Here is a 7,565-nt window from a genome sequence, read left to right as displayed (position 1 = left end):
GGCTGGTGCGGCACGATCCGCTTCGTCTTCAAGAGCCCGGTCCGCAAGGGCCATCAACGCCAGAACTGGTTCGTCGGCATTCAGCGCCTCGATTTCCAAGATGCAGATATGCAGACGACAATCGACGCAAAAGACCTTCGGTTCGAAACCCTGCGCGCCGGCGGTCCTGGCGGCCAGCATCAGAACACCACAGACAGTGCCGTGCGGGCAACCCACATTCCGACCGGCATCACCGTCGTCTGCCGCGACGAACGCTCGCAGCACCGCAACAAGGCCAAGGCGATCCAGCGGCTGCAGACCATCCTCGATCTCATGGCGGTCCGCCGCGAAGAGGAGGACAAGGCTGCACTGTTCATGGCGAGCAAGGACCTGGAGCGTGGCAATGCGGTGAAGACATTCCGTCTGTAAGACAGAGACAAGGAGATATTTCGATGACCGAATATGTGAAGATGCGCATCACCAACTCGCATGTCTATTTCGTCAGCGGCCCCTTCAGCCAATGGCACCCGTCGCCCTTCTCAGCGAACCTGCCCGTTGTCCTTGGAACCGGCGGAACGGCGGACCTGGCGCCTTCTGAGCAGCGCATGCAGTTTTCCCATGCGGAACAGGCGATGATGGCTGCGAAGGCCAGCGTTTTCGGAGACGACGAGACGCTGGTCGCGATCATGGCCGCACCGACTCCGAAGGAACAGAAAGAGCTCGGCAGGAAGGTCCGCAATTTCGACACGACCGTCTGGAGCGCCGCCGCCTATCGCATCGTCTGCATCATGAATTTTGAAAAATTCAAGGCAAATCCTGACCTCAAGGATCGGCTCCTCCGAACCGAGACCCGCCACCTCGTCGAGGGCGCCTGGTACGACCGCATCTGGGGCGTCGGGCTTTCCTGGGATGATCCGGCGATCAACGACGAGACCAACTGGCAGGGCAGCAATTGGCTCGGCGAGGCGCTGATGGCGGTCCGGACGGAACTTGCCGGTGGCGATGCTGATCGGGACGCATGGACAATCGCACGTTTCCAAGAGACGCCGCCGTCACGATGACGGCAGCAGTTCAGAAGAAATGGATGTTTGCCAGGCGGTAAAGAAACAGATCCCAAAGCCAGAGGCAGGAACGGTTGATCGCATGGGCAACCACTCCGGACGTCCCCGGAACCAACAGCATAGCCGCCCAGCCACCGATAACTGTACCGACGACATAGTTGCGCAGGTTCCTTGGGCTGTCGAGCTTGTAATAACCGGCATCGTCATATTCCGTGCCGAACAGCCGATCGCCAAGATTGTAGCCACTGCTGACCAGCATATCCATCCAAGGCTTGTCGGAAAGGCGATCAGGCAGCACGTTGAAGACGGCGCGACAGACATGGCTGAATGCGCCCAGCATAGCCAGCAGAATGCCCGCAACGATGTAGTGCCAGAGATAGGCTTGCGCGATCATGTCTCGTCCTTCACAGCCATGATAGCGTCGAGCCGATAAGCGCCGCCTAACGCTCGGATCACAATTTTAACGAAAGCAATAGCGCGGAAAATCGTGAGAAACAGGGTGCCTCATATAGCGCTCGCGTGCATGAGCGTGTATCCGTAAGGGATTGAACCAAGACGGATTCCGCCCATGGCTGAAAGCAGGATTACTGAAGACCTTTTCACCCTCCGCGATTATTGGCGCTACGCGATTTCCCGCTTCCGATCAGCCAATCTGAGCTTCGGCCACGGCACCTCGACGGCCGGCGACGATGCAGCCTTCCTGATCCTCGATTCGCTCGACCTGCCGATCGACACGCTCGATCCCTTCCTCGACGCCCGGCTGACATCGGCCGAGCGCAGGCTGATTGCCGACCGCATCGAGGCGCGCGTCACCACGCGAAAACCGTCGGCCTATCTCACCGGCCGCTCCTATATCCAGGGCATCCGCTTCCTCGTAGACGAACGGGTGATCGTACCGCGCTCGTTCATCGGCGAGATCCTGTTCTCCGAATATGACGGCGAGGAAGACTCGCTTTACCTGCCCGACCGTTTCAGCGTCGAAAGCGTGGTCGACATCTGCACCGGCTCCGGCTGTCTCGCGGTGCTCGCCGCCGGCTTGTTCCCCAACGCCGAAGTCGACGCCGTCGACCTCTCGGCCGACGCACTTGAAGTCGCCAAGCTCAACCTCGCCGAGCACGAGGTCGAGAACCGCATCACGCTCCACAAGGGCGATCTCTTCGCACCGCTCAAGAACAAGAAATATGACCTGATCATCACCAATCCGCCCTATGTCGGCCACGAGGAAATCGCCGTGCTGCCGGAGGAATACCAGGCTGAACCTGCCATGGCCCTCGACGGAGGCGAAGACGGTCTCGACCTCGTCCGCCGCATCCTCGCCGAGGCGCCAAAACACCTCAATCCCGGCGGCGGCATGATCTGCGAGATCGGCACCGGGCGGGAACTCTTGGAGGAGGAGTATCCGGATCTGGAATTCTTCTGGCTAGATACCGCGGAGTCGCAGGGCGAGGTATTCTGGATCACCGCTGAGGGGCTGGGGGTTGGGTCGAAGAGCCCGAAGAAGAAGTGAGTGCGAGGCTCGGTCGCGCAGAAGAATCGTACACTTCGCACTACGTGACGTAGTCGCACGTTCGCCCTTGCTCTCTGTCGCTCGCAAACAATGCGTAGGAGTCTGTATATGGATCATCGGCGAAAAGATGAGGCAGCGATCTGGGATCTGATCAACGACACCTTTTTAAAGATGAGCTTTCCACAAAAAAGGGTATGGGAGCGCGTCAAAATCTTCCCAGAAAAATGGTCATATGAACCGAAGCCGAATTTGAAGAAAAAAGTGTGGGTCGTGGGCATCATCGGCAAGCAGGCTGTTTGGTACGATGACGTTTTCGATGAAATGGACGATGACTTCTGCGTTTCAGATTACGAACGATACGGTCAAATCGGAACATTTTGCGGCGGAAAGCCCTGTAATATGAGTCTCGAGGAGAATATCGAACTCCTGCGGCTGAGAATGACCGATCCCAATTACAGCTGAAATCCCTACTCCTCCGGCTCCGCCGTAAACATCAGCGGAAAGCCCGCATCCTTGGCATAGTCCATCGCCTCCTTGACCTTGGTCTCCGCGATGTCCTTGGTATACACCGCCACCACGCACGAACCCTTCTGATGCGCGGTGATCATGATGTGGTAACCGGCGGATTCCCCGGTCTTGAACACCGCCTGCAGAATCATGATGACAAATTCGCGCGGCGTATAATCGTCGTTATAAAGGATCACTTTATAGAGTTTTGGCTTTTCGACCTTCGGCTTGACCTTGGTCTTCGGGACGAGGACGTCGTTGTCGGCCATCGGTAAATCTCCGATGAATGGGCACTGGGATGTTGGCGAGGACATGAGCGGGCGTTCCATCCACGCTCCGCAAGGCCTTATATTGCATCGCGAGAGCCGCATTTTCAAGATGCTGCGCCGATATCTCCTTGACCTCTTGCGCCGCATTGCCCATAGGCAACGGCAAGAAAATCAGAGATGACCGGACCGATCCATGGGTTTTGAATGCGGAATCGTCGGGCTGCCGAATGTCGGCAAGTCCACCCTCTTCAACGCGCTGACGCGCACGGCGGCGGCGCAGGCGGCCAACTATCCGTTCTGCACCATCGAGCCGAATACCGGCGAAGTGGCGGTGCCCGATCCGCGCATGCAGAAACTCGCCGCGATCGCGCACTCCAAGGAAATCATCCCCACCCGCATCTCCTTCGTCGACATTGCCGGTTTGGTGCGCGGCGCATCCAAGGGTGAAGGCCTGGGCAACAAGTTCCTCGCCAATATCCGCGAGGTCGACGCCATCGTGCACGTGCTGCGCTGCTTCGAAGACCCTGATATCACCCATGTCGAAGGCCGCATCGATCCGGTCGGCGACGCCGACACGATCGAGACGGAATTGATGCTCGCCGACCTCGAAAGCCTCGAGCGCCGTGTCGAGCAGACCCGCAAGCGCGCCACCGGCAAAGACAAGGACGCGACGGCGACGCTGCCGGTCATGGAAGCAGTCGTCAAGCTGCTTAACGACGGCAAGCCGGCCCGCCTGTTGCTCCGGACGCTCGCGGCAGACGAGATTGCCATCCTCAAGGGCCTCAACCTCCTGACCTCGCATCCAGTGCTCTATGTCTGCAATGTCGCCGAGGCCGAAGCCGTCACCGGCAACCAGCATACCGAGGCCGTCGCCAGGATGGCCAAGGATCAGGGCGCGGAATGCGTAATCATTTCCGCGGCCATCGAATCCGAAGTCGCCCAGCTTCCGGATGAAGAGTCCAAGGAATTCCTCGCAGCACTCGGTCTCGAAGAGGCCGGCCTAGACCGCCTGATCCGGGCCGGCTACCACCTGCTCGACCTGATCACCTATTTCACCGTCGGCCCGAAGGAAACCCGCGCCTGGACGATCGTGCGCGGCACCAAGGCGCCGCAGGCCGCCGGCGTCATCCACACCGACTTCGAACRCGGCTTCATTCGCGCCTTCACCATCGGCTATGAAGACTATATCGCCTATAATGGCGAAACCGGCGCCAAGGAAGCCGGCAAGGCGCGTGACGAAGGCAAGGAATATGTCGTCGCTGACGGCGACGTGATCCACTTCCGTTTCAATACCTGAGTTGGACTGCGGCGCGTTTCGCAGAGCACCGTGAAGATTGCTACGCGCCGCGCCCCGGCCCCTTCGGCAGCCACCGCCATGTCAGCAGCAGGATGCCACACACAATCAAGATGGCCTCGAAGACCGGCGCCGTAACGCAGCGATTGACGCCAAGGGGAAGCGCGGCCAAAGCAGACGCGAGCACGATCGACTTCCTGTGTGTGAAGAGCGAAAGCACCAACCCCGCCAAGATCAACACCACAATCCCGCCAATCGCAACATATGTCGAATTGAGGTCGCAATTCGCCTGAAGGCTAATGCCAACGCCGGGGAAAAGACCGAATGCCATCAGCGGCAACGCGTAGAGATAGTAGACGTCTGCCATCACCGCTTGCGACCCGTTCCCCTTGCTGCCGAAATCCATCGCCAACGCCGTCACAAAAAACGGCCCTGCGATCAGCATCATTTCCACAGGCATCATCCAATACCGATAGACTTCAAGCGCTATGCTGAAGCCGTGGACTCGTCCATGCGGCACCCAGATCAGTCGCCAAATCTCGAATGGAAGGCAGACAATGACCGCCAATGCGAGAAAGTGGGAGAGTGCGCGAAGAGAGACAAACTGATAGCGCATATTCAGCAGTACGACGACCAGGGCTTCGACAGCAAACTGAATCTCAGAGTCGAATCTGTTCACAGGCGGAGGCAATAAGTCAAAGTAATACGATGGGGCGAGGAAGAAGAAGGCGACGTGGAAGAGCACCGTGTTGAGATATTCCGCCATGGACCCGTCGAGATCAGTTCTTCTGACGATTTCGAGGTTGAGTACCAACAAAAGCGTGGCAGCAAGAAAAGCTTCATTCATTCTGGCGATCGCAAACGCCACGATGCAAACAACGGCGACCAGCACATAGCCAAGATGCGACCGCGTTATCCGGCCAAGACCACTCCTAATCCGAACTTCCATTAAGCCCCTCCCCACGACCTCAGAAGCAGCAGAATTAAATCGCATCGTGCAGATATTGTGGCGGCGTAGCGAAAGGCGAAGCTGAATTCCGATTGCAAGGCCGTAACATCTCTTCAGCTTCAAGACAGGCTGTGGCGCTATTGGCATAGTCCAACGGAGGTCCTGCATGTCGGCCAAGCCCATTCTTTCCATCTGCGTTCCATCGCGCAACCGGCAGATTTACTTCCAGGAAGCGATCAAATCGCTCACCGCCTGCCCACGCAACGACGTCGAATTCGTGTTTGCCGACAATTCCGACAATCCGGCGGTCATGGATGGCTTCATGCGAGCCTTCGCTGGAGATCCGCGCATCCGCTACCTTCCCTCGCCGCCGGAGACGCTGGCGATGATGGACAATTGGGAGCGCGCGCTCGAAGCCGCGACCGGCCGGTTCGTATCCTTCATCGGCGACGACGACTTCATCGATCCCGAGCTTGCTGGCTTCCTTGCCAATCTGGAACGACAGATCGATGCCGATGCGATCTGCTGGACCGGACCGAATTACATCTGGCCGACCGAAGGCTCCCGGCCGCATATCATCTCGATCAGCCTCAACACCGGTGTCACGCTGCTTGACCGCAAGCGGCTGATGCGCAGGGCCTTCCTTTGGGAGGATTGCAGCCATGTGCCGCTCAGCGGCTGTTCGATCTATCATGGCGCGCTGTCACGCCGCCTGCTCGACCGGATTCGCAAGCTGGGCAATGGCCGCTATTTCGAATTCCCGGTCGTCGACTATGAGATGGCCTTCAAGGCGATCCTGTTCGGCGAGACCTTTGTCCATGTCGCCCGCCCCTTCTCCGTGCTGGGCGCCTGCCCAGAGTCGAATTCGCGCGCCATCGGCAATGTCGAGGCCGAGAGAAAGAGCCAGGAAGTGTTCAACAGCGAACTCGGCCGCGATCTGAACCAGGACGCGTGGAAAGCGGACATGCCGTTCGAGACCTGGCACGGCATCAGCGCTTGCATTTATGTCATCCAATATTGGCTGACGCGCCGCTACGGCATCACACATGAGGGGTTCGAACAGAAGCTCGTCGGTGCATTCGCTGCCAATTGCAGTCTTTTCCGCACGGAAGCGGAGTTCGAACTGGTCGCAGGGCGGTATCGGGAGGCGATCGCCATCTGGCAGGACGGTCGCTATCTCGAATATTTCAACCCGGTCTTCACGCCGCGTCCTGCCCCCTCCGACGCACCACGTTTCACCGGGATCAAGCCCAACGGCACGCTTGTGTTTTTCGATGACATTGCCGGCATCCAGACGCCGGGCGAACTCTTTCAGCTCTGTTCCAGCCTGCTGATCCGTCCCGGTGACATCGAGATCGACCTACGCCGATCGGTGGATCAGGACAGCCAGGCCGAGCCCGATTCCAAAGCGGCCTGAACGGCTTTAGCTCCGCATGGGTGGAACCACTGCCTGCACAGGTTCGGGCAGCACGCCGAGCACGAAGCGGCGCAAGGGCTGCCAGCCGATGCCGAGGCTGAGCACGATAATGCCCACGGCAAGCAGGACCACGAATGCCATCGTATCGGTGGAGGACACCAGCCTCTCGAAGCCGCCTTCCGTGAGGATCACCTTGAAGGCATAACCGAAGGACAGCAGCCCGGAGGTGACGAAGGCGCGCCGATCCAGGACCACGCCGATCATCATCATAGCCAGAACTGCGACAACGATCACGACGGCCTGAAGGAGGTTGGTGTTGGCCGAGATCGTGCTCGCCGTCCCCTTGAGATAGATGCAGGCCATGATCGTGTAGAGGATGGCCGGCGCCGCGGCGAGATGCATCCAGAAGGCCACATCCGATCGCCGTGTCACCCTCGATCGATCGGCAAAATCGAAGCGCAGCGCCGTGCCGAACACCAGCGCGGCAAAGACACCGAGGAAAGCGGCATAGGCAATCGGAGCATCGAAGAATTTCTCGATCTGTCCGTGGATGATAACCAGTATCGCCAGGCTAAACACGGC

9 protein-coding genes and 1 pseudogene are annotated in these 7,565 nt (G+C 58.8%); 6 read left to right on the top strand and 4 right to left on the bottom strand.

The annotated features are described in order from the left end of the window. Together AC1D06_RS40930 and AC1D06_RS40925 are read left to right on the top strand one after the other, a co-directional pair. On the top strand, positions 1-408 hold a 408-nt coding region (locus AC1D06_RS40930), incomplete at its 5' end, for a peptide chain release factor-like protein (RefSeq protein ID WP_477991166.1). Between the two features lie 23 nt (positions 409-431). Further along, positions 432-1,040 carry an NADAR family protein gene (locus AC1D06_RS40925; protein ID WP_477991164.1) on the top strand — a complete coding sequence of 203 codons (609 nt, stop codon included), beginning with the start codon at positions 432-434 and terminating at the stop codon, positions 1,038-1,040. A gap of 10 nt (positions 1,041-1,050) precedes the next feature. Here AC1D06_RS40925 and AC1D06_RS40920 read toward each other — a convergent pair whose 3' ends face one another. Further along, positions 1,051-1,434 carry a hypothetical protein gene (locus AC1D06_RS40920; RefSeq protein ID WP_477991162.1) on the bottom strand — a complete coding sequence of 128 codons (384 nt, stop codon included), beginning with the start codon at positions 1,432-1,434 and terminating at the stop codon, positions 1,051-1,053. A 174-nt stretch (positions 1,435-1,608) separates the two neighbouring features. Here AC1D06_RS40920 and prmB point away from each other — a divergent pair, with 174 nt between their 5' ends. Beyond that, on the top strand, positions 1,609-2,547 hold the full coding sequence (prmB, locus tag AC1D06_RS40915) for a 50S ribosomal protein L3 N(5)-glutamine methyltransferase (RefSeq protein ID WP_477991160.1): 939 nt from the start codon (positions 1,609-1,611) through the stop codon (positions 2,545-2,547). 108 nt (positions 2,548-2,655) lie between these two features. Further along, on the top strand, positions 2,656-3,009 hold the full coding sequence (locus tag AC1D06_RS40910; RefSeq protein ID WP_477991159.1) for a hypothetical protein: 354 nt from the start codon (positions 2,656-2,658) through the stop codon (positions 3,007-3,009). A 5-nt stretch (positions 3,010-3,014) separates the two neighbouring features. Here the strand turns inward: AC1D06_RS40910 and clpS are convergent, their stop codons facing one another. Then, on the bottom strand, positions 3,015-3,323 hold the full coding sequence (clpS, locus tag AC1D06_RS40905; RefSeq protein WP_477991158.1) for an ATP-dependent Clp protease adapter ClpS: 309 nt from the start codon (positions 3,321-3,323) through the stop codon (positions 3,015-3,017). Between the two features lie 193 nt (positions 3,324-3,516). Between clpS and ychF the strand changes: the two genes are divergently transcribed. Beyond that, positions 3,517-4,620 carry a redox-regulated ATPase YchF gene (gene ychF, locus AC1D06_RS40900; protein WP_477991157.1) on the top strand — a complete coding sequence of 368 codons (1,104 nt, stop codon included), beginning with the start codon at positions 3,517-3,519 and terminating at the stop codon, positions 4,618-4,620. 40 nt (positions 4,621-4,660) lie between these two features. Here ychF and AC1D06_RS40895 read toward each other — a convergent pair whose 3' ends face one another. Continuing rightward, positions 4,661-5,566: a hypothetical protein gene (locus AC1D06_RS40895; RefSeq protein WP_477991156.1), complete on the bottom strand. Its 906-nt coding sequence runs from the start codon at positions 5,564-5,566 to the stop codon at positions 4,661-4,663. Between the two features lie 166 nt (positions 5,567-5,732). On the opposite strand from AC1D06_RS40895, the gene AC1D06_RS40890 reads away from it, so the two are divergent. Further along, positions 5,733-6,983: a glycosyltransferase family 2 protein gene (locus AC1D06_RS40890; RefSeq protein ID WP_477991155.1), complete on the top strand. Its 1,251-nt coding sequence runs from the start codon at positions 5,733-5,735 to the stop codon at positions 6,981-6,983. Between the two features lie 6 nt (positions 6,984-6,989). Here the strand turns inward: AC1D06_RS40890 and AC1D06_RS40885 are convergent. Continuing rightward, positions 6,990-7,565, bottom strand: a pseudogene (locus AC1D06_RS40885) (hypothetical protein); the annotation flags it as partial.

The sequence above is a fragment of the Rhizobium sp. P2_G2 genome (assembly GCF_056403555.1).
The sequence above is the reverse complement of the archived record's forward strand: the minus strand, read 5'-3'. Positions and strand labels throughout refer to the sequence as shown.